At 37.3% G+C, this 24279-nt stretch carries 24 protein-coding genes; 5 read left to right on the top strand and 19 right to left on the bottom strand.

Annotated features, from left to right (window positions below; genetic code table 11):
* Positions 1 to 178: 178 nt before the first annotated feature.
* Complete coding sequence (locus AAFN87_RS02090) at positions 179 to 1090, top strand: LysR family transcriptional regulator (protein ID WP_347789331.1); 912 nt, start codon at positions 179 to 181, stop codon at positions 1088 to 1090.
* 314 nt (positions 1091 to 1404) lie between these two features.
* On the opposite strand, the gene lepA is transcribed toward AAFN87_RS02090, so the two are convergent.
* The 4 genes from lepA to gpr form a co-directional block, all read right to left on the bottom strand.
* Positions 1405 to 3231 carry a translation elongation factor 4 gene (gene lepA / locus AAFN87_RS02085; protein WP_347789330.1) on the bottom strand — a complete coding sequence of 609 codons (1827 nt, stop codon included), beginning with the start codon at positions 3229 to 3231 and terminating at the stop codon, positions 1405 to 1407.
* A 655-nt stretch (positions 3232 to 3886) separates the two neighbouring features.
* Positions 3887 to 6766: a hypothetical protein gene (locus AAFN87_RS02080; protein ID WP_347789329.1), complete on the bottom strand. Its 2880-nt coding sequence runs from the start codon at positions 6764 to 6766 to the stop codon at positions 3887 to 3889.
* A gap of 383 nt (positions 6767 to 7149) precedes the next feature.
* Positions 7150 to 7971 carry a stage II sporulation protein P gene (spoIIP, locus tag AAFN87_RS02075; RefSeq protein ID WP_347789328.1) on the bottom strand — a complete coding sequence of 274 codons (822 nt, stop codon included), beginning with the start codon at positions 7969 to 7971 and terminating at the stop codon, positions 7150 to 7152.
* Between the two features lie 55 nt (positions 7972 to 8026).
* On the bottom strand, positions 8027 to 9043 hold the full coding sequence (gpr, locus tag AAFN87_RS02070; protein ID WP_347789327.1) for a GPR endopeptidase: 1017 nt from the start codon (positions 9041 to 9043) through the stop codon (positions 8027 to 8029).
* A gap of 161 nt (positions 9044 to 9204) precedes the next feature.
* On the opposite strand from gpr, the gene rpsT reads away from it, so the two are divergent.
* Entirely contained in the window at positions 9205 to 9453 is a 249-nt protein-coding gene (gene rpsT / locus AAFN87_RS02065) for a 30S ribosomal protein S20 (protein WP_347789326.1), read from the top strand.
* A 485-nt stretch (positions 9454 to 9938) separates the two neighbouring features.
* Here rpsT and holA read toward each other — a convergent pair whose 3' ends face one another.
* A complete protein-coding gene (gene holA / locus AAFN87_RS02060; RefSeq protein WP_347789325.1) occupies positions 9939 to 10949 on the bottom strand; it encodes a DNA polymerase III subunit delta in 1011 nt (336 codons plus the stop codon).
* 172 nt (positions 10950 to 11121) lie between these two features.
* Between holA and AAFN87_RS02055 the strand changes: the two genes are divergently transcribed.
* Positions 11122 to 11292: a YqzM family protein gene (locus AAFN87_RS02055; protein WP_347789324.1), complete on the top strand. Its 171-nt coding sequence runs from the start codon at positions 11122 to 11124 to the stop codon at positions 11290 to 11292.
* Between the two features lie 50 nt (positions 11293 to 11342).
* Here the strand turns inward: AAFN87_RS02055 and AAFN87_RS02050 are convergent, their stop codons facing one another.
* The 12 genes from AAFN87_RS02050 to AAFN87_RS01995 form a co-directional block, all read right to left on the bottom strand.
* On the bottom strand, positions 11343 to 13649 hold the full coding sequence (locus AAFN87_RS02050) for a DNA internalization-related competence protein ComEC/Rec2 (RefSeq protein ID WP_347789323.1): 2307 nt from the start codon (positions 13647 to 13649) through the stop codon (positions 11343 to 11345).
* Entirely contained in the window at positions 13627 to 14202 is a 576-nt protein-coding gene (locus tag AAFN87_RS02045; protein WP_347789322.1) for a ComE operon protein 2, read from the bottom strand. The genes AAFN87_RS02050 and AAFN87_RS02045 overlap by 23 nt, the downstream gene beginning before the upstream one ends.
* An 81-nt stretch (positions 14203 to 14283) precedes the next feature.
* Complete coding sequence (locus AAFN87_RS02040; protein ID WP_347789321.1) at positions 14284 to 14901, bottom strand: helix-hairpin-helix domain-containing protein; 618 nt, start codon at positions 14899 to 14901, stop codon at positions 14284 to 14286.
* An 81-nt stretch (positions 14902 to 14982) separates the two neighbouring features.
* Entirely contained in the window at positions 14983 to 15720 is a 738-nt protein-coding gene (locus tag AAFN87_RS02035) for a class I SAM-dependent DNA methyltransferase (protein WP_347789320.1), read from the bottom strand.
* Entirely contained in the window at positions 15713 to 16063 is a 351-nt protein-coding gene (gene rsfS, locus AAFN87_RS02030; RefSeq protein WP_347789319.1) for a ribosome silencing factor, read from the bottom strand. The genes AAFN87_RS02035 and rsfS overlap by 8 nt, the downstream gene beginning before the upstream one ends.
* Before the next feature lie 6 nt (positions 16064 to 16069).
* Positions 16070 to 16630 (bottom strand): bis(5'-nucleosyl)-tetraphosphatase (symmetrical) YqeK, encoded by a 561-nt coding sequence (gene yqeK, locus AAFN87_RS02025; RefSeq protein ID WP_347789318.1) that lies wholly within the window; start codon positions 16628 to 16630, stop codon positions 16070 to 16072.
* On the bottom strand, positions 16599 to 17189 hold the full coding sequence (locus AAFN87_RS02020) for a nicotinate-nucleotide adenylyltransferase (protein WP_347789317.1): 591 nt from the start codon (positions 17187 to 17189) through the stop codon (positions 16599 to 16601). The genes yqeK and AAFN87_RS02020 overlap by 32 nt, the downstream gene beginning before the upstream one ends.
* A gap of 11 nt (positions 17190 to 17200) precedes the next feature.
* On the bottom strand, positions 17201 to 17506 hold the full coding sequence (gene yhbY / locus AAFN87_RS02015) for a ribosome assembly RNA-binding protein YhbY (RefSeq protein WP_347789316.1): 306 nt from the start codon (positions 17504 to 17506) through the stop codon (positions 17201 to 17203).
* A 33-nt stretch (positions 17507 to 17539) separates the two neighbouring features.
* Entirely contained in the window at positions 17540 to 18364 is an 825-nt protein-coding gene (gene aroE / locus AAFN87_RS02010; RefSeq protein ID WP_347789315.1) for a shikimate dehydrogenase, read from the bottom strand.
* A gap of 147 nt (positions 18365 to 18511) precedes the next feature.
* Positions 18512 to 19615 carry a ribosome biogenesis GTPase YqeH gene (gene yqeH, locus AAFN87_RS02005; RefSeq protein WP_347789314.1) on the bottom strand — a complete coding sequence of 368 codons (1104 nt, stop codon included), beginning with the start codon at positions 19613 to 19615 and terminating at the stop codon, positions 18512 to 18514.
* Positions 19612 to 20133 (bottom strand): YqeG family HAD IIIA-type phosphatase, encoded by a 522-nt coding sequence (locus tag AAFN87_RS02000; RefSeq protein ID WP_347789313.1) that lies wholly within the window; start codon positions 20131 to 20133, stop codon positions 19612 to 19614. Before AAFN87_RS02000 ends, yqeH begins: the two co-directional genes overlap by 4 nt.
* 31 nt (positions 20134 to 20164) lie before the next feature.
* Complete coding sequence (locus AAFN87_RS01995; RefSeq protein ID WP_347789312.1) at positions 20165 to 20947, bottom strand: phosphatidylserine decarboxylase; 783 nt, start codon at positions 20945 to 20947, stop codon at positions 20165 to 20167.
* A gap of 139 nt (positions 20948 to 21086) precedes the next feature.
* Between AAFN87_RS01995 and pssA the strand changes: the two genes are divergently transcribed.
* Positions 21087 to 21626, top strand: a complete 540-nt coding sequence (gene pssA, locus AAFN87_RS01990) for a CDP-diacylglycerol--serine O-phosphatidyltransferase (protein WP_347789311.1) — start codon at positions 21087 to 21089, stop codon at positions 21624 to 21626.
* 108 nt (positions 21627 to 21734) lie between these two features.
* Positions 21735 to 22436, top strand: a complete 702-nt coding sequence (sigK, locus tag AAFN87_RS01985) for an RNA polymerase sporulation sigma factor SigK (RefSeq protein WP_347789310.1) — start codon at positions 21735 to 21737, stop codon at positions 22434 to 22436.
* Between the two features lie 350 nt (positions 22437 to 22786).
* Here the strand turns inward: sigK and mtnN are convergent, their stop codons facing one another.
* A complete protein-coding gene (mtnN, locus tag AAFN87_RS01980; protein ID WP_347789309.1) occupies positions 22787 to 23479 on the bottom strand; it encodes a 5'-methylthioadenosine/S-adenosylhomocysteine nucleosidase in 693 nt (230 codons plus the stop codon).
* Between the two features lie 72 nt (positions 23480 to 23551).
* On the bottom strand, positions 23552 to 24223 hold the full coding sequence (locus AAFN87_RS01975; protein ID WP_347789308.1) for a YrrS family protein: 672 nt from the start codon (positions 24221 to 24223) through the stop codon (positions 23552 to 23554).
* Between the last annotated feature and the right edge of the window lie 56 nt (positions 24224 to 24279).

Genomic DNA, 24279 nt, shown 5'->3' with positions numbered 1-24279 from the left:
TTTCCTATGGATAATATTTATATATCGCATTCGTTTAATATCCATCTGTTTAAATCTGTTTCCTATATTCCTTAACATTAACTTGCAATTAATCATTAGTAAAATTGAAGTTTATGAAGTTATCCATCGGAATTTTTGATACTATAAAAGAAAAAGGAAAATAAAGGTGGGTGAAATAATGGAAATACGCCATTTTATTACGTTTAAAAAAGTTATTGAAATGGGAAGTTTTACACAAGCGGCAGAAAATTTAGGTTACACTCAATCCACAGTGACTTCTCATATCCATGCGCTTGAAGAACATTTAGGTGCACCGCTGTTTAATCGGATGGGGAGAAAGGTAAGTTTAACTGACATTGGCAATAAATTATTACCCTATACACAAGAGATTTTAGATACTTATGGAAAAATCGAGAGTATTACAAGTAGTGAAGAGGATATAAAAGGAGAGTTAAAGATTGCGGCTCCAGAATCACTAACTGTATATCGTTTAGAACCAATATTAAGAGAATATAGAAAAAAGTTCCCTAATGTAAGCATCAGTTTAACTAACGCTACATGCGGAGATAACAAGAAGGCAATACTTAATGGTAGTGCTGATATTGCATTTGTCATGTTGCCAAAGATGCAGGATTCAGATTTAATCGTACATCAGCTATTAGACGAATCTATTGTCCTCGTTGGAAGCCCTGATTGCTCGTTAAATATAGTTGATAGCCGCTACGAAAATCAAAAAATAAGCGAATGTTTGATTACGAACGAAAAAGAATGTAGTTATCGAAGAGTATTTGAAGAATACCTTCGAGAACAGCGAATTGCACCCTACTCCACGATGGAACTTTGGAGTATAGAGGCGATAAAACGTTGTGTAATGAGCGGGCTTGGTATTTCTTATTTACCATTAATGACTGTTACGGATGAAATCCAAGAAGGAAAGTTGAAAATAATCCAATGTGTCGGTGGCTTTACACAGATTTTCTCCCAAGTCGCTTATCACAAAAACAAATGCATCTCCCCAGCTTTAACTATGTTTATCGAAATTACTTTGAAACATGCGCGTGAGTGGTCATGTGCAAAGAATACTCGTTAACCGAATATAGTGCTTAATAAAAAAATAGTAGCACTGCACACTTAACGTAATTAAATATTATACGATAGAAACAATTAGTAACTTTCTTGCACATATACAATAACATCGATTGAAAATGATACGCCATTATACACAGTATAAAAAAATAGGACATAGCAGTTTAGCTACCGCTAAAAGACCGCTATGTCCACCTTATTTATAATAATCAGAAATGCTAGAAGTTTCTTTGACGCTATTTTAAATTGCGGGAAATTGACGGTGCATGCAACCATTTTACCCACACTACAGAATTTAAAGACGTCTCAAAAACTAACTTACTTCGAATCATCCATCTTCAACACAGCCATGAACGCTTCTTGTGGAACCTCAACTGATCCTACTTGCTTCATACGTTTTTTACCTTCTTTTTGTTTGTCTAGAAGTTTACGTTTACGTGAAATGTCACCGCCGTAACATTTAGCAAGTACGTTTTTACGGATTGCTTTAATTGTTGAACGCGCCACAATCTTTTGACCAATCGCTGCTTGGATTGGTACTTCGAATTGTTGACGTGGGATTAATTCTTTTAGTTTTTCCACAATCACTTTACCGCGATCGTATGCAAAGTCACGGTGTACGATAAAGCTTAGTGCATCGACTTGCTCCGCGTTTAATAAAATATCCATCTTCACAAGTTTTGACGGCTTATAACCGATTAACTCGTAGTCAAATGAAGCGTAACCTTTTGTATTCGATTTCAGTATATCGAAGAAGTCATAAACAATCTCAGCAAGCGGAATTTCATATTGAATGTTAACACGTGAAGTATCAATATAATCCATGCCCATGAAATTGCCGCGTTTTATTTGGCAAAGCTCCATTACAGCTCCAACATAATCATTTGGCACCATAATTGTCGCTTTTACGTATGGTTCTTCAATACGATCGATTTTTTGTGGGTCCGGCATCATTGAAGGGTTGTCGATTTTAATCGAAGTGCCATCTGTCATAAACACTTCATAAATTACAGAAGGTGCAGTCGTAATTAAATCGATATTAAACTCACGCTCGATACGTTCCTGAATGATTTCCATGTGTAACAATCCTAAGAAACCACAACGGAAACCGAAGCCTAACGCTTGGGACGTTTCTGGCTCGTATTGTAGTGCTGAGTCGTTAAGCTCTAGCTTTTCTAACGCTTCACGTAAATCATTATATTTAGCAGTATCAATTGGATACAGACCGCAATATACCATTGGGTTCAATTTACGATAACCAGCTAATGCTTCTGGAGCAGGACGACTTGCAAATGTTACTGTATCCCCTACACGTGTGTCACCAACGTTTTTAATAGATGCTGTTAAATAACCAACATCCCCTACTGTTAATTCTGCTTGTGGCACAGCTTTAGGTGTATGAATGCCGACTTCGATTACTTCAAACTCTGCACCTGTAGCCATCATGCGAATTTTATCGCCTGGCTTAACAGTACCGTTCATAATACGAATAGAAATAATAACCCCTTTATACGCATCATATACAGAGTCAAAAATTAATGCTTGTAATGGCGCATCTGGATCGCCTTGTGGTGCTGGTACTTTTTCAACGATTTGTTCTAAAATTTCTTCAATACCGATTCCTGCTTTCGCAGATGCAAGAACGGCTTCAGATGCATCCAGCCCGATAACATCTTCAACTTCTTGTTTAACGCGATCTGGATCTGCGGCTGGTAAATCGATTTTATTAATTACTGGCAATATCTCTAAATCGTTATCTAATGCTAAATAAACGTTAGCTAAAGTTTGCGCTTCAATCCCTTGTGCTGCATCGACAACTAAAATTGCCCCTTCACATGCAGCTAAAGAGCGAGACACTTCATAAGTAAAATCGACGTGCCCTGGTGTGTCGATTAAGTGAAATGTATATGTTTCACCGTTTTTAGCGTTATATTTCAATTGTACAGCATTCAATTTAATCGTAATACCACGCTCACGCTCTAAATCCATCGAATCTAATAATTGCGATTTCATTTCTCGTTGAGTAATTGACTTAGTTTTTTCTAAAATACGGTCAGCCAAAGTCGACTTACCGTGGTCAATATGGGCAATAATAGAGAAATTCCGAATATTCTCTTGGCGTTTTAAACGTTCTTCTCGATTCATGTATATGTCCACTCCTATATCAAATACGCCCCAGTGAAAATGTGAATCTAGTTGCTTTTTAGGGCAATGAATACTCCACTGGTAACGTTAAATCCATTCAGCTTCTTAACTAAAGAAGCTTGAAAGCATGTTTTTCTTTGCTTTCTTTAGTGAAACATTTTCTGAACGAATTTAAGCTATTTTGAATTATACTATGAACGGTATGTAAACTACAACATTAGAACGGGATAAATGCTGTTAAATCAATATTTAATCTGATTTATGTTTCTTATTCTCTGCAAATCGATGCCTATATAAGCACAAAAGTGGGGCTGTTTATGGCTAAAAATGGCGCTGTTACGAACACATAAAATATGGCGAGAGTGTGTACAAAAATGTGTTTGTTTAAAGGCTCTGGGACTGAACCATGCCCTGGATGCGCGCCAGCTCGGAGTGCAGTGTGCAGTGCCATATTTAGCAACCCCGATTTTTGATGATGAACCAAATATTTGTCATAACTTTCAGCTCTCAAACGCAAGCATCGGTCACTCGCAGATTAGTTAGAGCATGTACAATGCTTACTTTTCAGGGCAATAAAAAACTGTAGATAATCCCATCTTAAATGAGTTTATCTACAGTCTACCGCAAGCCTCTTTACTGAATGCTAGCTTTTTTATTACACCCTTGTTATCTCTTTATACATATCCGTATAAAGTAGCTCTAATTTTTTCGACAGTTTCGCAAAAGCTGTTTCCCAAGCTTTGCGGGCTGTATCACCGTTTTCTTCTGGAATGGCTTTATATAAGGCATGTACCTCTGCTACCTTTTTCAGATCTGCCTCAGCCTGCGTTAGCTTCGAGTAGTTTTTCACGATGCTCTTTTCAGAGGCACTTAGCTTGTCATAAGCTTCTCGAATTTTCGATACATCGGCTTGCAAATTCGATTTGTATACGCCACTTTGAAGAAGTGAATCGATTGATTCCACAATACTATATGCTGTTTCATTAGACCCTTGTAGCTCTTTCTCCGCTTCAATAATTTTTTGACGCACATCTTCACTCACTAAACTCATTTGCTTTGCAGTTAGCTTAGCAAATGCCTTAATGACTGTTGTTGGATTACTAGCAAACGATTTATCATACTGCTTCATAAATGACTCTACTTTTTTCACGTCTGCTTCTGCTGTTTTTAAAACCGCAACATTTTTGACAAGCTTTTTGTCGCTGGAGCTAAGGCTACTATATTGTTTAGAAAGTTGCTTAATCTCTGCTACCGTAGCTGTATATAGCCCATTTACGACAAGTCCCTCGATATTATTGATTAACTCTGAAATGTTTGGTGCATTTTCATCTACAAGACGTTTTTCTAACAAATCTTCATATTGTGGTTTTGCTAAATGCTGCTGATTTGCAGGCAATTTTGTATACGCCTTTTCTACAGATTCAATTTTTTTCGCTTGTTTCTCAAAGTTTGTTTCTTCACGAGCGGCCTGTACTTTCTTATGGAAAGAAACGACACCTTTTACATCTTTACTAGCAGCAGTTAACAAATGATAGTTCGTGACATATTTTTTTGCAGTTGATGAAAGGTTTTTATATTTTGTTGTTGCTGTATTTACTGCTTTTTCTAATTCCGCGAACGAATATTTTGTTGTGTTAGCAAACTTTGCAATATCAGCTTTTAGCTCAATTGCCGCTGCTTTATCAACTGGTACTTTCCCATTATCATCAATCGTCACATTCGGTGGATTATTTAATAACTGATCTTCATTATATATAAGAGATTGCTGCAAACTTGTTAGTTTATTATAAGCTGTTAAAGCACTGTTATAGTTCGATTTTAGTTTACTTTCTTTCACACCACTCGTATTTAAAAGTAAAGTATACGATTCAATTTGTTTAATGACCTTCTCAGCTGTCTTTAAGTCCTTTTGTAACTGGATAACACCTTCATAGCCAACAATTTTAGCAGCCGAAGTTTTCGTTAAAGTTTTATACTCCGAAATAATACGGTTCACATTCGTCACATGGTCTTTCCATGTTTCCGCTGACGGATTTATTGGGTATCTTTCGTCATCAAGATAGCTCTCAATTTCAGCATTTAAACGATTAACTTGATTTTCTTCAGCAATTTCTGCATCGAGCAATTTCGTAATATATTCTGCCGGCACTAGCTGTTGTTGCTTGTATGTTAGTTTTTCATACTCAGTTCGAATTGATTTTGCAACTGTTACTTGCTTGTTTGGTGTACTACTTGTCGATAATTTGTCGAATAGTTTGAGAAATTGTTCAATTTTTTTAATATCTTGTATTGCATCTTTTAACGTTTGATCTTGCACAGAGGATTGGTAATTTTTAGATATCTTTTCGATATCCGACTCAATTACATCAATTTGTGCTTTTAATGACTCAATGCTATCAGCTTCGTACTTAATTAGGAAATTGTTATATTTTAGTAATTCAGTAATTGCTTGATTTATTCTTCTAACTTCTGCAATGTCTGCAATATCAGTAGGTGCTTTCAACATATCCTTAATACTATTAAATAACGTATCCCCTACATCTAAGCTACGTTGTAATAAATCAAACTTATCGTATGCTTCTTCAATGTCCTTTAAATATTTTGGCTTGTCTTTCTCAACAACTTCGCCCGCTTTATTTACTTTGTCATTTAACTCACTTATAGCCTCTATATCAGCAATTGCTCGCTTAAGTACACCATAATTTGTTACATTTGCCTTTGCAGCGGCCGATAGGGATTGATATTGACTATCTAATGCCTTTACTTCAGCTTTAAATGCTTCAAAATCTGTCACCTTATATTTAACATCGCTGACACGTAAAGTTTTGATAGACTCAATCAATGTATTCGATGGTTCATTAGATACTGTTAACACATCTGAAAGATCAGACATTACAACTGATGCCCCTACATTAGCTGTTACTTTGACAGCTATATTTATCGTGCCTTTTTCGATTGCATCTTTAGGAATTGTATAAGTACCACCCGACGCACCATCGATAATTGTAAATACTTCTCCTACTTTATAAAACCATTCATAGCTATATGTAATTTGACTACTTTCTATGTCAGCCCCAGAATTATCAGTTACTTTCGCTCCTGATACTTTTACCGTTTCTCCTGGTGCTACAAATTTTGAATCTGAATAGCCTTCAAAAGTAGGTGCCGTAATAGCAAGTGATAAGGAACTAATTACACGAGAATCCCCTTTAAAAACAGTTCCTGTTGTTGATGTAGCTTCAACTGTAATTGTTTTTCCCGCCGCTTCGACTGGCACTTTAAAAGTAGCTTGTGTAGCACCCGAAATTGGTTTTTTCGATGTTGTACCATCAGCTTCTGATGTTTCAACATAATACCATTGGTAGCCATTTATTATCGTACCTGCAGGTAATCCAGTAATGGATGCTGATAGCGTTTTATTTACAAGGGCATCTCCTTTAATCGAAATCGTCGCTAATTCTTCTGCCCCTGCTACTGCTGGAACAATAAATGCTGCCGGGATAGTTGCGGCTGTGAAAAGTAATTTTTTATTCAATAGTTGTTCAGTCCTCCTTGGTCCATCTAAAAAAGTTTATCGGTAACATTCCGTGTAATTTTATTTATTTCACACAATCTACATAATAAAAGGTATTTTCCACTTGATTTCAAAACGTATTTCCTTCTTGATTTGGATGGAACTGTATATTCGATGTATAAACTATACGACTATGTCTTGAAAGAAATAGTTGAACAATCAGCAAAATTGTTTTTAGTCAAATCTAAAGAACGTGCAGGGCTAATTACTAGCCACGCACGCTCCAAAGTCTCAATATATATGATTTTCCTGAATTTTTTAACTACTAGTGTCATAGACATTTAAGCTATGTTGGAGTGGAAAAAAACTAGACGAGAGAAAACATTTTCTATTTGTAACTATACTTATAATTGCTCGCTTACAATTGTATTTGCAATTGCCTGCGCTAGTACTGCCACTGTACGTAAAACTTCCTCTTCGGTATTATCTATACCTCCAAGCTCTATGAGTAGCATCTTATGGAATAAATCTTGGTTATAAACACCGTCTCCGTCTTTTCTTTCTTTTATCATAACCCCACGTGAAATACCAGGAACTATTGTGTTCAATGTTTTATTCAACTTCTCTGCATAAGCTAAGTTAGCTTCGTAGCCTCGGTGTTCAGCACCTACGACAAATGCTACTTTCGCAAAGTTCATATCAGGTGTTATTAAAGTAGTAGCAGATGCACCAACTGCGTCGCGGTGAAAATCGATGACTAAATCATACATATTCGTTGCCAACTCTTGCTGTAATACTGGGCGAACAGTTTTATATGCTTCATGAAACTTAGCACCAGTTTGATTCATAACGTTCTGCACATCCATATCGAGAACATTTACCTCTATACTATTTAGTTGAAAATGATTGATCATCGCTTGTTGTAAGGAAAAAATATTTGTTTGATCATCATATACAGCTTCCATACCTGAAACGGTTTGTACTGCTGGTTTATACGCCTCATGCGAGTGAGTATAAACAAATAAAACTTTTGGTTGTTTCGGAGTAACTTGCATAGGGGTAACTTGCATATGGGTATCAGGTGTCGGTGTTGCCGCATAAACAATTGCTTTTTCAGGGACAGGCTTTTCGATTATTTTGTTGTTTGGAAAAGGGAGCTGTCCTGTAACAATTGGTAGCAAAAATAAAAAGAATAACAAGACAATAAAACGTTGAATGATTTTCATAACATGCATCCTCTCCTTGCACTACATTATGGAAAGAGAGGTGCATTTAGAACTTTTAAATAGATTTTGCTACACTAAAAAGACTATTAGATACTAGAAGACCGTATTGCATTAACCAAACATCCACTTCTTTAGGTGTGACAATTAAACGTTCCTGTGCATTAAACACTTCTTCGAATAATTTACGCTTATCGTCAATTGACCATGTAGACCATTCTCCGAATATTGGTTTTACAAGCTCTAAATTCGCGTTTTGGACATTGGATTGCCAGCCTGTAACTGAAAGCTTGCTAGACGGTTTATCTTTTTCATCAATTTTTGCAGCAATATTACGGAATACAGAATCGATGGCATCAGCTAGTAAAACTGCCGCTTCCACAACAGTCGGAATGCCAATTGCATATACAGGTACACCGAGTGCTTCTTTTGATATTTCCGCGCGCTGGTTACCAACCCCTGAGCCTGGATGAATACCTGTATCTGTTAATTGAATAGTACGGCATAAACGTTTACTGCCTCTTGTTGCAAGTGCATCGATTACTATGACGGCTGCTGGTTGAATTTTATCTACTAACGCTTTAACAAAATCGCTCGTTTCAAATCCTGTTTGCCCTGTTACACCCGGAGCATACATAACAAATTGTTCATTCGGCCTATCAACAAATTCATTTTGCATAGAGTCGATCGCAAACGGACCAATGGCATCTGGTGTAATCGTTTTATTGCCAAGACCAACTATTAAAATTTTATCTGATTTTTTTATCCGGATTTCCTTTAGAAACATTTTTATATATTTAGTTAACACTTCTTCCATCTGCGAGAAGCCCTCTTTATCGTCCGGCTGAAGTGTAGGGATAGATAAGGTAATATATGTTCCTTGTTTTTTACCGATTTGTTCCTCCCCAACATCCGAAACAATTACTTTTGTAATTTCGACACGCTTTTCTCTTAGTTCTTCAACGACAACACCGCTTTTTTGTTCAATTTTTTCTTTTTGATGCTGCGTTTCATATGTGACTACTTCTTCTGCTTCATCAATTAAATCTGTACGACTCAAATTTACTTGTTCCATTATTTCACCTCATTTTTAGTTTGTACAAACTGTCAAGTAAATATTCTTTGCGTTTATGTATTGCAATTACCGCTACTGTTTGGTAGAATGATTTTTGTTGTATTGACACAAGAAATTAGTGAGAATACTCATCTCGTACCTATAATTAGGAGGTGAAAGTTATGCCAAACATTAAATCTGCTATTAAACGCGTAAAAGTTAATGCTGCTGCACAAGAAGCAAACTCTCAAGCGAAGTCTGCTATGCGTACAACTGTAAAAAAAGCTGAACAAGCTCTAGCTACAGGTGCTGAAAACGCACAAGAACTAGTAGTTGCTGCTTCTAAAGCTTTAGATAAAGCTGCTACTAAAGGTCTTATCCACAAAAACGCTGCTGCACGTAAAAAATCACGTTTAGCTAAAAAAGCTTAATAATGAAACCTAGGCCAGCTATTAAAGCTGGCCTTTTTTCATGTGATTTCTCCAAGTATTTTCACTGTTATTTTGTTTAATTCATTGAAAGTTTTCTTCTTTTTAATATTTTTCCAATTAGGTGGCAGATCTTCGTATGTTTCTATATGATTAAATTTTCTAAGCTTTACTCCATCTGAATTAATATTAAATGTAACTAGTCTTTACCAACTGCAATATGTGACCTAATTACAGGTGTCACTTAAACCGTAACTAAAAATTCAAATGAACGATACTCTCCTATTCTGCCCATATCCATAATAAAAATTTGAGATGGATAAAAAAAGGGCCGTTCAGTAAGAAGCTCATCATAATAATCCAACATAACCGTTTCAGTATAGAACAAAAAAGCAAGAACTATGTTATAAGTAATTTCTTACTAAACAGTTCTTGCTTTTCATATTTAAATACAATGCAGCGTAAGTTATCTACGTCTTTAGGTATTTCTAAAGCGGCTTTAATAAAAACATTTCAAGGAACCGTTCTCGATTACCGCTTACCGATTTTAATTGTAAATCGACATTTGCTAAAGCATAGAGAGCTTGTAATAATCGCTCCTCAGATGGTCGATTGCGTTGTTCAATCATCATTTTCACGCGATATGGATGGACTTTTAACTGCTTAGAGATTTGCTGTGGGTGATAGCCCTTTTTCAGTAAATAAAAGACATTACTCATCGTGCGAATATTTGATGCGAGCAAGCCTACTAGCATAATTGGCTCTTCCTTTTGACGTAGCAAATCATGATAAATCGTTAGTGCCTCTGCTTGTCTATTCGCTAAATAGGCATTTAACATTTTGAAAGCATCGTGCTCGAGTGTTTTTGCAACTAGCTCTTCTACAAGTTGCACTGATATTTCATGCTCCTCACCTAAATATAGTGCTAATTTTTCAAGCTCCATTTTCAGTTGCAGCATATCTGCCCCGACCATTTCCACTAGTTTAACTGCGGCTGCATCTGTAATTGCTTTACCATAGCTACCAATCTCATGCTGAATCCACACGTATAAGTCATTGTCTTGCGGCGTTACAGCAAGTACAACTAAGCTTTTTTCTTTCATAAGCTTAGTTACTTTTTTACGTTCGTCTAGTTTTTCATATGGGGCGATAAATACTGTAATTGATGTATCAGACGGATGGGCAAGCCAATTTTCTAGACGCTTCACATCATGTTCAATTTTTTCTTTGCCTTTTTCAGTTGCCTTTAAAAACGAAGCATTTTTCGCAATGATTAGTTTTTTATCTGTGAAAAAAGGGATTGTGTCTGCTTCATCTATTACATAATCGACAGGCTGCTCCGCTAAATCGAATGTCATTACTTCTACTTCTTCTTCACTATGTAAAGCTTCTTTTAAACGCTTTATCGTCTCATCTACAAAATAGGATTCTTCACCGACAATTAAATATACCGGTGCAAATTGTCCTTTCTTTATATCATTCCATACTTTCGTTACCATTAGGGATCCCCCTCTTACTTCTTGTTATCATAGTATACATGTTTTTTGAAATGCGAGCGAATGTGATTAAATTGCGACAACTTCACACATGTTAGTTGTAGGAATTATTGTAATCTATATGGATTTTTAGTACGACTTGACTTATAATTGATGAGGAGTAGGAGGGATATATATGGCAGGACATAATGATCCAAATTACGTAGCTGAAAACCCATTCGAAGGTCGAGGCCGTGCTTCTCAACGTAACGACGCAATCGATGGTGGCGTTGGTTTCGTAGTATCATTCGGATTCTTCGCAACAATGTTCATCATCGCGATGATCGTAGAAGTTGCTACTCGCTAATTTTTAGTGAGTAAGAAACAGGCTTTGTCGGCGCTGACAAAGTCTTTTTCTTATTGTTCGAAATACCTATTAGACGTTTTATAATGCGTATTTTCCCCATCCCATATGACTATTACAGTTCCCACTTCACCTGTTGTTAAGTGTTTGAAGCCGTGCATATTAAAGCGTTCTACAACTTCATTATGCGGATGTTTATAGCGATTATTTTTCCCTGCCATAAATATTGTCAGCTGTGGATTCGCGGCATTAATAAAGTCCTCTGTACTAGAAGTTTTACTGCCATGATGGCCAGCCTTTAATAGCGTAACATTTTTTATGTCTTGATATGCACTACTTACAAGTGCCGCCTCTCCTTCTTTTTCTAAATCACCTGTAAATAACGCTTTAAACGGACCTGCTTCCATTACAAGTACGAGCGAATCATTATTTCCTTCATAATCGGTTTCCGTCGGCCATATATAGCGAAAGACCGTGTTACCAATTTCCCAATTATGCCCTGCAAGCTGTTCTCGAATAACTATTTTCTTCTTAGCAACTTCTTCTAGGAAGTCATTCATCACTGCTTTTTCTAATGAATTTGGTGTTACGTGGACTTCTCGTATAGCTATTTCTCGTAATATTTCTTCCGCCCCTTCAACATGATCTGCATCAGCATGTGTTAATATTAGCGTATCAATTTTTGCAATACCTTTCCCTTTCAAATAAGGAACGACAATTTGCCGTCCGACTTCGTATAAATCATTGCGCTCCTTCCAAGCCTCCTGTTCAAAACGTAGCAAACCACCCGTATCAATTAAATACACTGCCTTTCTATAGGGGAGCTCAATTAAAATACTGTCTCCTTGCCCGACATTAATAAAAGAGACAATTAAATTTTTATTCGTATACGGTATTAATTGAACTACTATCGCAGGAATGAGTAGTACCGGCAACATTAAACGCCATTTTCTCACTTCCGCATAATACAACGTCACTAATACACTTATATAGCACACAATCATTACTGCAACACCCGGCTTTCCGGGAATCCACATTTGATACGGCAAGCTTTGTAAAAACATAATGAGCTTTGTTAACATAGTGCGACAAGGTTCGTATAAGGAGAAAAGCCATGTATCAATTGGAATCGGCAAATATGTTGCTACAAGAAGCAAGAAATTAAAAGGTAAAATAACTAGTGAAAATAACGGAACAAAAACTATATTTGCTAGAAAAGAAGACAAACTAAGCTCATAAAAATGCACGAGCAATAGCGGATATACAAGAAGCTGACAAACGAATGTTATCATAAAAGATTGTGCCCACCAATTCGGCATACTCGCTAATAGGCGACTTGAAAAAATTAAGCTCAGCGTCGCTAAATAAGATAACTGAAACCCGATTTGAAACACTGCACCTGGCTGTAATATTACAAAACCAATAAAACTTATTGCAAGTGCATCTATTAAGGAAACGCGCCATCTAAAATAACCCGCCAGCATAACGAATTCAACCACTGACACCGCACGCCAAACTGATGGAGCGCCACCTGCCACTACCCCGTAAATCGGTAATATCGCGATTAATATGACTGTTGCAAGCTCTCTGCGTACTCCTAGCCGTAATAGTCCCTGAAAAAACATGAACGATACGAGCGCTACATGCAATCCTGAAATTGCAAACAAATGTGTAATACCTAGTTTTTGATAGGCTCGAGACGTTTCATATTCGACATTTTCCTGTAATCCGATTAATAAAGCTTGCGCCTCAGCAACAAGTGATTCAGGAAAAGTATGCTCTATATGCTGTTTGAGACGAAATCGTTGCTCGGCCAGCTTTTGCATTATTGTCGTATCTTTCTCAATATAATGCCATGACGAGATTTCTAAAATGCCTAGCGCATTCTTACTTTTTAAATAGTTTTGCATATTAAAGCCGTATTCATGTGCAGGTAAATCTGGTGCTTCAATATTCCCCGTAACAAAATAATGTTGACCAGCTAGCTGCATACCGCCAAAGTATGCTTTTTCCTGCTCCGAACTAAATGTATAAATAATATATATGTTACGCCCTGCCGTGTCCTTCATAAAGCCCCGTAACGTAGAACCGTTAATTTTATACTCACTTGTCCAAATAAGCTCAGCAGGCACGCTAAACGGCTCATATAGCTTATCTAATTGCCACGAAACATAGCTAAACGTTACGGCACTAACAATTGTCAATGCTATCAAATGTCCACGAGCTAAACGCTTATATACACAAAAGAGCAATAACACTCCAAGCCATAAAAAAAGCCATACCGATTCGTACGCTGCAACTGTTGCAACGAGAACCGCTATGGCATAATACATCCATTTAGACTTTAAGTAATTGACCAAATAATTTATCCACCTTCTCTTCAAGAGGAGCCAATTCCTCAGGAGAAGCACCGAAAGTACGTAACTTTTCAAGCATATCTAGCGTTAATTGTAATTTATCATCTTGTAAAAAATCAATTTTCGCTTCGTCGAATGGTATGTGTGCCACATTGACGCCTGCTTTGGCGAATAACTCCATTGCATAAGGATTGTTTTTATAGTCCTTTGCGTAGTACACATTTTTAATACCTGCTTGAATAATTGTTTTCGTACAAGGAAGGCAAGGGAAATGCGTTACATACAAATCTGCCCCATTCGCAGGTGTACCGTATTTTGCACATTGTAATAGAGCGTTTGTCTCTGCATGTACAGTACGAACACAATGGTTATCAACGACGTAACAGCCTTGCTCGATGCAATGCTCATCACCTGAAATCGAACCGTTATACCCCCCTGCAATAATACGTTTTTCCCTTACGATTGTGGCGCCAACCGCAAGTCTTGTACACGTACTTCTTAATGCTAATAAATGGCTTTGTGCCATGAAAAATTGATCCCACGTAATCCGCTCCATATGACAACCTCCAAAATATATAACTACTGTAAGTGTAGTCTTTCCTGACGAATGGTGCAATGTCAGATTCACTTGTGTTTGTCATTTTGCATCAATTAAGTCTTTTAGACGTTCGAACGATTTTTCACCAATACCAGAAACTTTTTTCAAATCATCAATCGATTGGAACTTTCCTACTTCGCTACGATAAGCGACAATAGCCTGCGCTTTAGCAGGACCTACACCGGGAAGCGTTTGTAATTCTGTTTCATCAGCTTTATTAATATTTATTTTGCCGCTACTGCTAGTAGAGCCGTTTGTCGAAATGCCAGCAACAACAACGAATTCGATTTCTACTTCCTCACCTTTTTGAGGGATATAAATGACCATTTCATCTTGCAGGCGCTGTGCATGATTAATCATTTTCGTTTCTGCTAAATCTGTATAGCCTCCCGCTAAATTGATTGCATCAATAATGCGATCTTCCGCAGTTAATTCGTAAACTCCTGGAAACTTCACTTGTCCTTTTACATCGACAAGCACTAGCGGTGTGATTATTGGCTCGACATATTCAATTTCGGGTTGTTGTTCATTGGCAATGGCTGGGATAATTTCTATTGATGATGATTCATTTTGTTGAAGAAAAAAATAGAGGAGTCCAATGATAAGAGCGCCGGGGAATAGCACTCGCTTTCCATACTTCTTTAGAAATGGTTGCATAAAAAAACACCCTTTCAAAAAAGAAGGCAAATCATATGGAGTTACCTCCACTATACAAAATTTGCCTTCTTCTGAAAAGGGTTATTTTACAGCGCGAATAAAAATGCGTTCACTTTCTTCATCTGGTGCATCATTTAACCAGTCTGCTGTAATGTGTACTTCTGAGAAACCGATTGTTCGAAGCCACGCCTCATATTGTTCTGGCGCGAACGTACGCTGGAAATGCTCTTCGTCAAAACGTTCAAAAAGATCATTGTCCATTCGAACGAAGAAAGCCATTTGATGATACACCGAGTGCTGCTCTTCGCCAGGCTCAGTATGCCATACGTACGTAATATTGCCATCATCATACGTAAACGGACTATTTAAAAAAATATGATCCATTTTATTTAACGAATGCACATCAAAAAACAATTGCCCACCATTACGCAAGCTGGAATAAATACGCTGTAACGTTTCTACAACAGCTTGTTCCTCGCGCAAATAGTTTATTGAGTCAATCGGAATAATCGCTATATCAAACTCGCTAAAGCCTTCTAATTCGTCCATCGACATCGCAAATAATGGAATTGACTTCCCTGCTGCTGCAAGTCGCACATTCGCTACTGCTAACATCTCTTCAGATAAATCAATACCTGCAACTTTGTATCCAGCTTCATCGAGCATAAAAGCAAGCGTTCCTGTACCGCAACCTATATCTAATAGCTTTGAATAATCTGCTTGTGGGGCATACATTTGAATCCATTCCACATATTCATCATAAGGAATATCGGTCATTAATTCATCGTATACTTCCGCAAAACGTTCGTAACTATTCATTTACTTGTGACGCGTCTAGTTGTGGTGCATCTCCCCATAAACGCTCTAAGTTGTAATATGCGCGCTCGTCTTTATGGAATACGTGTACAACGACATCCCCTAAATCAACTAAAATCCAACGTGCAGAATCAAAACCTTCAGTGCGTTTCACATCGAAGCCCTTTTCCGTTGCTTTTTCTTGAATTTCACGTGCGATTGCTTGCACTTGTCTATCTGAGTTACCGTGACAAATCATGAAATAATCTGCTAATAATGAAATGCTTTGCATATTTAATACAACGATGTCCTCCGCATGTTTGTCATCTGCTGCTTTATAAGCTAATTGTAATAACGTTTCGTTCATTAATGTTTAATCCTTTCTCATATAATCGTTATAACATTCGATCGATGTCGGATAAATAGCAAGTTTCGTCTCTACTAAGTGTGCGATTGAATGTCTAATACATGCGCGCATGGCTTTATTTAAATCACTTTCCGCCTTCGTACGCAATTTATCGACACCCGGAAACTTGCGATTCGGCTCAATCATATCTGCTATAAAAATTATTTTCTCTAATTTTGTCATGCCGGCACGACCTGTCGTATGGTAGCGAATTGCATTTAGCATATCCTCATCATTGATTTGGAATTCAGTTTCAGCAATCCATGCCCCTACAGGACCATGTAAAATTTCGGATCCCCATTCTACTAATCGTAAATCTAGCCCATTTTCATGAACAATTTGGCGCATCCAATCCTCGTCCGCATATTTTGCAATATCATGCAAAATAGCTGCGACTTCAGCTTTTTTCGGGTCTTCATCGTAACGGAGTGCTAGCTGTATCGCGGTTTCCATCACACCTAGCGTATGAATATAACGTTTTTCAGGCATGCGTGTTTTAATCGCGTTGAGTAGCATTTGTCGCTCCATAAAGACCTTCCTTTCTAATATATGCTTCTACTGCTTGCGGTAATAAATAATCAAGCGTATAGCCAGTTTGTATCCTCTTACGTATAAATGTTGATGATAAGTCGATTACAGGTGCTTCCACCATTTGCACATCATATGAAGTTTCAGCTTTCGTTCCTGGGCGATTTACTCCAACAAAGTGGACAAGCTCGATTAGCTCATCTATTTGATGCCAAGTATGAAGTGAGTCAATCATATCACCACCGATAATAAAATAAAAATCGGTTTGTGGTTCATTGTCACACATAGCTTGCATTGTCTCAAATGTGTAAGATACACCACCGCGTTTCAACTCGAACAGTTCCAATTTAAAATGACTGGCTTCTGCAATGGCTAGCTCTACCATTTTTGCTCGCTGTTCATTCGTTGCGTCACCTGCAGTTTGTTTATGCGGTGGATTAGCATTGGGCATAAAGCGCACTTCATCTAGATCAAGTGCATGAAACACCTCATTTGCCATTATTAAATGACCGATATGCGGCGGATTAAAAGTACCACCTAACAGCCCGACTTTTTTCATCGTTCGTCACCTTACTTTTTAGCCACTTTTGGTAATACAATTTTTTTATTATTGCGAGATTCTTTATACAATACTACTGTTAGACCAATTAATTGAACTAGCTCTGCACGCGTTCCTTTTGCTAATGCTTCTGCTACTTCATGCTTATCTTCTTCACAATTATCTAAAATGCGCACTTTAATTAATTCACGTACTTCTAACACATCTCGAAGCTGTGTTAGCATTGCGTCATTTACGCCACCTTTCCCTACTTGGAAAATTGGGTCTAAATGATGTGCCTCTGCACGTAAAAAGCGTTTTTGTTTACCTGTTAACATAAATAAATAGTTCCTCCTTGGCTAGCCAGTTGTTTATCGTAACTGTGCTGTTAAGTCAGCCATTGTTGAATTTGTTTTTGGATAATGACCAAGCCAATAATTATAGGCAATGGCTCCTTGATGAACGAACATTCCGAGTCCGTTAATAATCGTTGCCCCTTTTTCCTCAGCCGCTAGTAAAAAAGGCGTCATTAATGGATTATACACAATATCCGCCGCAATTGCGCCTTCAGGAAACTTTTCCAAAGAAAAAGGAAGCTGAAGCGAGCCGTTTACTAGTCCTGCTGGTGTTGTTTGGACAAAGATTTCATAATCGTTTAATGATTGTTCAGCTTGTTCTAGCGATATAGCATTACCAGTACGCAGCTCCTGAATAATCGCTTCAGCATTATTCACTGTACGATTAGCTATTGTAATATTATTGTAGCCTGCTGCAACGAGTGCAAAAGCAATACCACGAGCAGCTCCACCTGCGCCGATTAATAACACGGCCTTATGTTTATGCCCAGCACTAATGACATCTTCAAGGGATCTTACAAAACCTGCTCCGTCCGTGTTATAACCTTTATATTTACCTTCTGCAGTAAGCACAACCGTATTCACCGCACCCATTTTTTCTGCCTGCTCATCTAATTCATCTAAAAAAGGAATAATCGCTTGTTTATGCGGAATTGTCACGTTCCAGCCCGATGCACCGAGACATTTTAGGGAGGCAACTGCTTGCTCCAAATTATTAGATGTTACATGCACAGGGATATAAGTAGCGTCTACATTCATTTCTTTATACCAAGCATTATGCATATCAGGTGATTTTGAATGCTTGATTGGATCACCAATAACCGCAAACCATTTCTTCATCGCAATTCTTCCTTTGCTCTAAATTACATAACGCTACAAACGTAAATACTAGCCGCTCGAGGTCACTTCAAACTCTTATGACGCATGTTTTACATGCTTGTCAGAGTTCTCCAGTGCTTGTCGCGGCTGGACGAGCGTAAATACCTTTTATATTAATGACGGTCGAATAAATACTTGTACACCTTTAGGGGCATATGCAGCAACGACAACATTTGCATGCTGGACAGTAATCCAACCTAGTCCTGAGAATACAACATCTGTTTTCGCTTCCTTAATCGAAAACTCGTGACGCACTAATTCAGGTAACTTTTCAATATATTTTTTTGTTGGTGGTGCAAGTAGTTCACCTTTATGCTCAGCATATAATGCATCTGCCTTTTCAAGTTTCGTACGATGAATTGGTAGATCATTTGCTACATGTACTGTAAATGCTGAACGTTCACCTTGTATAAAATCAAAGCGAGATAGAGCACCAATAAATAATGTTTGTCCTGGATGTTGTTGAAAAACTTTTGGCTTAATTTCTTTTTTAGGCATAATATATTTTAACTCGCTTGAGTCAATATGATGAGCCATTTGGTGATGATTAATTATTCCTGGTGTATCGAAAAGAGAGGCACCATCGTCAAGTGGAATTTCAATCATATCAAGCGTTGTACCTGGGAAATGAGATGTTGTAATTACTTCACCTTCGCCAGTCGCTTGCTTAATAATGCGGTTAATAAATGTTGATTTTCCAACGTTCGTACAACCAACAACAAATACATCTTTTCCATTACGGTATTCTTCTATAGCTTCTACAACTTCTGCCATACCGCGCCCTTTATGCGCAGAAACGAGCATCACATCTATAGGTTTTAAACCAAGCGCTTTTGCTTCGCGCTTAAGCCAATTAATTACTTTTTTCTCTTTCACTGATTTCGGTAATAAATCCGCTTTATTCGCTACTAGTAATACTGGATTTTTCCCTACAAAACGGTGCAAGCCTGGTAACCAACTGCCGTTAAAATCAAAGATGTCTACAATTTTTACGATAAGACCTTCCTGCTCACCAAGTCCGTTTAGAATACGTAAAAAATCGTCATCCGTTAAGCTAACTGGTTGAATTTCATTGTAGTTTTTTAAACGGAAACATCTTTGACAGATAATCATTTCTTTTTCTAATGAAGAAGCTGGTGCGTACCCTAGCTCGTCCTTATTTTCTGTTTGAATTACTGCTCCACAGCCAATACATTGTGGCATTTCGATCATCTTTGTTCCTCCCAAGTTTTAATACCTTTTCGTTTTAAATCATTAAATACGCGGCGCTCTACAAAGCGGTTAAAAAGCGTAACAAAACCATCCGACTCTGCAACAGGTCGAACTAAAAATGTATATAGCTTTTGGCGTTTTGCACCGAATATGTCTGTTAATAATTGATCTCCTACCATCGCTACTTCAGACCTTCTCATGCGCAATTGTAAAAGACCTGCATAATACGCGCTACCTAATGGTTTTTTCGCACGGTGAATGTACGGAATGTTTAACGGCTCAGCAAAGTGCTTTACACGTGCTTCATTATTATTTGATGCGATTAAAACACGAATGCCTGCTGCTTGTAATGATTGCATCCAATTCGCTATTTCTTCTGTTGCATCTGCCCGGTTCCATTCAACAAGAGTATTATCTAAATCGGTAATTATTCCTTTTATACCGAGTGCATTTAGTTTTTCTGGTGTAATTTCATGAACGCTATTAACGAACTCATCTGGTAATAAAAAATTATACAAAGCACTTTCCCCTTTAATTTTTATTCAATCATTATAGCATAGTTGCGAATGCTTCTCCCATTCTTATCGCATGACCTTGCACTATATTTTCATTAAACGTCACAGTATGTTCTTCAAATAGCATGACAACTGTCGAGCCAAATGTAAAATAGCCAACTTCTTCGCCCTTTTTCCATTTTGACGAAGTATTTGTTAGTACAATGGAATTGACAAATGTGGCACCAACTTTAATAAACGCTGCATAGGTATTATTTGCATAATTAAGCTCAGTAATCATACGATAATTATGGCTGATTGGTTTTTTGCCGTATTGTAACCCTATTTGGTTGACAGGATAAGATTTTTTACCAAGCACATATTGTTTTACAACCGTTGCATCTAGCGGGCTATGTATACGGTGATAATCAGCTGGGCTTAAATAAAATACGATGTATTGTCCACGTTCATAACGCTTCGCATTCGCCTCACTACCAAGCAAATCAACGAGCGAATACGGTTTATTTTTTACAGTTAATATAATATTGTCACGAATATTTCCGAACGCCTCAATTTTCGCGTCGACAGGACTGGCAATTAAGGATGCCTGATCTGCAATCGGACGAGCATCTATTTTTAATTCTCTTGTAAAAAAATCATGTAAGCTTGTATAATGTTCTAGTTTTTTTGAAACTTCATCTATGTTAATATCGTATACTTTACTGTAGCTTCGAATAAACTTTTTACTTAGTGGGGATTTTGCGATGCTTTGCAGTATTTTCGAACTAGTCTTACCGTTCGTTAACTCAATTAAGTTTTGATAGAATCTCTCTTTCATCAATAAACCTCCGTAATTTAATAAAAGGATATTATATAGTGTTACACTCTGTATGAAAAGGATATATTTTTCGAACCTATACCAATTTTCCCTCTTTAGAAGTATAATTAAAAAATATTAGTGCAAAGGAGTGTTTCCAATGTTTCTTCTCTCTAAAGTAGATTCAACTATGAAGAAAATAAAATCGAACGCTGCCAATTTAATAACCATTTGTAACTTATCCTTTGGTGGAGCATCAATTATGGCCACATTAAATGAAGCATATAGCTATAGTGTATTATTTATTTTTATTGCAGCCTTTTTAGATCGGTACGATGGAAAAGTGGCACGTAAATTTAACCAAGAATCGGAGCTAGGCAAACAATTAGATTCCATGGGTGATATTATATCATTTGGCGTTGCGCCAGCGTTACTTATGTACGAAATAGCATTATTTGAATTCGGTGTTGCAGGCATGTTCATGACTATTCTATACATTGCTTGTGGCGCGCTTCGATTAGCTCGTTTTAATGTAATGGATGCTACAGGCTATTTTGTTGGCCTACCAATCACAGCTGCAGGTACAATTTTAACATTTACGTTTTTCTTTGTTCATATTGCACCACTGGCCTTTTATATGTTCTTATTCCCGATTTTAGCTATATTAATGGTTAGTACTTTCACATTAAAAAAAGTGTAATAACGAATAACAAACTCCTGAGCGGGGTTTGTTTTTTTGTTTATCACTACTTTTTCATGAAGTAACAAAAGTCGACATATACTGCTAAAAAGCGGAAAGGATGAAGTGATGAGCGGCATCTTTTTTTCGCTCATACAACTATGGCTTGATTTCCCTTCATTACTTGGCTATTTAAAAGGTCAGGCGTTTTCAAAGCCGTTTACGCGTGAAGAAGAAGCAAAAGTAATTGAAAGCTATTTAGCAGGTGATGAACAAGCGCGTCTTGATTTAATTGAGCGTAATATGCGCCTTGTTGCACATGTCGTAAAAAAATTCCACCCGCCTCACGAGCAATTAGATGACTATATTTCAATCGGTACAATTGGTCTGATGAAGGCAGTTGCAAGCTATACACCAGACAAAAAAACACGACTTGCTACGTATGCAGCTCGCTGTATTGAAAATGAAATATTAATGCATTTGCGCGCGCAAAAAAAAGTACAAAAAGATGTTTCTCTTTTTGAATCAATCGGCGTTGATAAAGAAGGTCAATCGCTCCAAATCCGAGATTTACTGCAATTAGATGAGCAGCCGGCCATCGATGTACTAGAGCAACAAGAACGGTTTTCTCAGCTTTATGCATATTTAAATACTCTTGAACCTCGTGAACTTGAAATCATTACGTATCGTTACGGTTTGCAGCACGCCGACCCACTAACTCAAAAAGAAATCGCAAAAAAACTGAACATTTCAAGAAGCTATGTTTCCCGCATAGAAAAACGTGCACTCATTAAACTATATCAGCAATTCAAGCATAATCAAAAAGATTAACTTATGAGAAAAGCGCAAGCGCCCGTTTTAGCCTGGAGCTAGACACTGCTCAAACTCAAAAAAACTAGTAATTTAAAGACAACGAAATATGAAAAAGGCGCATTTAACAGCGGGCCTCGCCATTAAATGCGCTTAATTTATCTTTTTTATTTAGAACCTTCACTTATATCCGCTGAAATAATTAACCCTAAAACCGCTGTTATTAATACAGCCATCGCCATAATAAATACCATCTAACATGCCTCCCTATTTTAAAGACGTTTCATGTAGCAATATCTTATCATCGATTGCGTAATAACACTGTGATTTTTTTAACACTAGTCCCTCGTTTTTGTGAAAGAATTATGAACTTATAACTTCGTAATCGCCTTTAACACGATTTCTGTTGAATGTTTCGCTGCAACAGGTAAAAACTCATCAAAACTAATGTTTGACTCTTTTCCTGCAATATCTGACAGGGCACGAATAACGACGAATGGTGTACCAAATTGATAACAAACTTGAGCAACCGCAGCCGCCTCCATTTCAACAGCTTTCATTTGCGGGAATTGTTTACGCACCTCTGCAACACGCGCTGGGTCGTTCATAAACACATCACCAGAGCATATTAAGCCAATTCCGTATTGATGCTCACCTACTTCAGTTACAGCTTGCTTAGCAATTTCCATTAGTTTTTCGTCTGATTTATACGCAGCTGGCATGCCCGCCATTTGACCAATCTCATAGCCGAAAATTGTTACGTCTACATCATGATGACGTACTTCATCTGAAATGACTATTGCACCAACCTCAAGTGCTTCGTCAAAACCACCTGCAGAGCCTGTATTTATGACAACATCTGGTTGAAATTCATTTAATAAGATCGTTGTAGACATTGCTGCATTGACTTTTCCAATGCCGCTTTTAAGTAATACGACTTCTTTTCCTTCGTATACGCCTGTCGTATATTCACTATTTGATATTGTTGTTACTTCTGTATTTGTTAAGGCGTTTCGTAGTAGCTCTACTTCTTGCTCCATTGCTCCAATTACGGCGATTTTCATTATATTTTCCTCCATTAATTAAACCCTTACTAAAAAAAATAATTCAAGACAAATAATGTCCTTTATTCAAAATTAGAAAGTGCCTTCAGTCGTATTTAATTTTTCTACTTTAACTGGTTTCCAACCTTGTTCTTTAACCCATTCAATACTAACTCGATATTTTAACTCTTTATCTTTCGATGAAATAACTGCAATTGCTGTATCAGCGCTACCGTTATTTTTAATATTCCAAAGAATGCTGTTTTCAGCGGATAGTGATGTTACTGCATAAATCGTAGCTAGTTTTTCTTCGTAATCGATATGTCCGTCTGCAAATACTGATGTATGTGGTTCCGTTTGTACTGTCGGAGTTGGTTGCCAGTTTGGATCAACGATTACTTCATCAACGAGTGGATCATTAGAAGTTGTCACAACCGCCGAAGAAGACTCGTCAATAACATTCGTATCCTCTGTATCCTCTGTATCCTCATTTTTCCCTTCTACTTGTTGCTTATTTTCGGTGCTTGTATTAGCTGTTTGAGATTGATTAGTATCGTCATTTTCCACTGGATCATTTTGCTCTATTTCGTGACTATCCTGTGCTTCCTCTTTATCCTTATTAAAGAAAATAAAATAACTACTTAAACAAATTAAAACGATTACTATTGCAATTAAATAATTTAGTATTCGATCCAATTTTTTATTTTGCCGCTGACGTTGCGTATTTTCCGATCGTGAAAAGTATTTACGTTCATTTTCTGACATACACATTGCCCCCTTACTTACAGCAATTTTAACAGTTTCTAAGTAAATATGTCTTC

This window comes from Solibacillus sp. CAU 1738, from assembly GCF_039888725.1.
Taxonomy (GTDB): Bacteria; Bacillota; Bacilli; order Bacillales_A; family Planococcaceae; genus Metasolibacillus.
Note: the sequence above shows the minus strand (reverse complement) of the source record. Positions and strands in the feature narration are given on the sequence as shown.